General features: G+C 66.1%; 1 protein-coding gene and 1 pseudogene. One reads left to right on the forward strand and one right to left on the reverse strand.

Annotation, left to right across the window (positions count from 1 at the left end):
* A pseudogene (locus tag UK23_RS22770) lies at window positions 1-367 on the reverse strand (steroid 3-ketoacyl-CoA thiolase); the annotation flags it as partial.
* A 122-nt stretch (window positions 368-489) separates the two neighbouring features.
* Between UK23_RS22770 and UK23_RS22775 the strand changes: the two are divergent.
* Window positions 490-1,716 carry a cytochrome P450 gene (locus UK23_RS22775; protein WP_156213318.1) on the forward strand — a complete coding sequence of 409 codons (1,227 nt, stop codon included), beginning with the start codon at window positions 490-492 and terminating at the stop codon, window positions 1,714-1,716.
* Window positions 1,717-1,745: the final 29 nt, after the last annotated feature.

Here is a 1,745-nt window from a genome sequence, read left to right on the forward strand (position 1 = left end):
GAACGCGGCTCATGGCCTCGACACCGCAGGCGATGCCGCACTCGATGGCCCCCGCCGCGATGAGCCCGGCGATGAGATGTGTGGAGTGCTGGGCCGAGCCGCATTGGGCATCAATGGTGGCGGCGCCGGTCGTGTAGGGCAGGCCCGTGTGCAGCCAGGCGGTGCGGGCGATGTTGTTGGACTGCTCGCCGGCCTGTGTGACGGTGCCGCCGATGACTTGTTCGACAGTGGACGGATCGACACCGGTCCTGTCAAGAAGACCTCGTTGTGCCGCACCGAGGAGCTCGGCGGCGTGCAGGCCCGACAACCAGCCGTTGCGCCTGCCGATGGGCGTGCGCGCCGCTCCCACGATCACCGGACTGCCCACGCGAGCCTCCTCGAAAACTAGAACACGTTCCTGCAGGGGTCTAGCTTGGCCACCTGGGGGCTTCAGTACAAGCCTTAAGCGTGTTTGAATCAGATAGAACGCGTTCCACCTAGGAGGTGCCTGTGGGCAAGCCGCGCATCCCGGAAGGCTTCGACTTCACCGACCCCGACATGTACGCGAGTCGTCTGCCTGTCGAGGAACTCGCCGAACTGCGCAAGACCGCGCCGATCTGGTGGAACTCCAAACCGCACGGCCAGGGCGGCTTCCCCGACGAGGGCTACTGGGTGGTGACCCGGCACCACGACGTCAAGGAGGTCTCGCGCAACAGCGAGGTCTTCTCCAGCCGGGAGAACACCGCGATCATCCGCTTCAAGGACGACATGCCCCGCGACAACATCGAGATGCAGCGCCTGCTGCTGCTCAACATGGACCCGCCGACACACACGAAGCAGCGCGGCATCGTCTCCCGCGGCTTCACCCCCAAGGCGGTCAACGCGTTGCGCGACGCTCTCACCGAGCGCGCGGAACGGATCGTGGCGGAGGCGCTCACCAAGGGCAGCGGCGACTTCGTGACGGACGTGGCGTGCGAACTGCCCCTGCAGGCGATCGCCGAACTGATCGGCATCCCGCAGGAGGACCGGCGCAAGATCTTCGACTGGTCCAACCAGATGATCGCCTACGACGACCCCGAGTTCGAGATCGAACCGCTCGCCGCGGCCACCGAACTCCTCGGCTACTCGTGGACGATGGCGGAGGACCGCAGGAAGTGCCCGCGCTCGGACATCGTCACGAAGCTCGTTCAGGCCGACGCGGACGGTGCGTTCCTCGCGTCGGAGGAGTTCGGCTTCTTCGTGCTGCTGCTGGCAGTTGCCGGCAACGAGACCACGCGCAACGCCATCACGCACGGCATGAAGGCGTTCTTCGACCACCCGGACCAGTGGGAGCTGTTCAAGGCTTCCCGTCCCGCCACCGCCGGTGACGAGATCGTCCGGTGGGCCACGCCGGTGGTCTCGTTCCAGCGCACCGCGATGGTGGACACGGTGCTCAGCGGCGTGGAGATCAAGCAGGGCCAGCGGGTCGGCATGTTCTACTCGTCCGCCAACTTCGACGAGGACGTGTTCGAGGAGCCCGGGAAGTTCGACATCCTGCGCGACCCCAACCCGCACCTCGGTTTCGGCGGCAGCGGCGCGCACTTCTGCATCGGCGCGAACCTCGCCAGGCTGGAGATCGACCTGATCTTCAACGCGATCGCCGACGCCATGCCGAACATCAGGCAGATCGCCGAACCGCGGCGGCTGCGGTCGGGCTGGCTCAACGGGATCAAGGAGTTCCGCGTCCAGTACGCCTAGCTTCAGGGCGTCTGCAAGTACCACCAACT

It is taken from the genome of Lentzea aerocolonigenes (assembly GCF_000955955.1).
In the GTDB taxonomy this organism is placed as follows: Bacteria; Actinomycetota; Actinomycetes; order Mycobacteriales; family Pseudonocardiaceae; genus Lentzea; species Lentzea aerocolonigenes_A.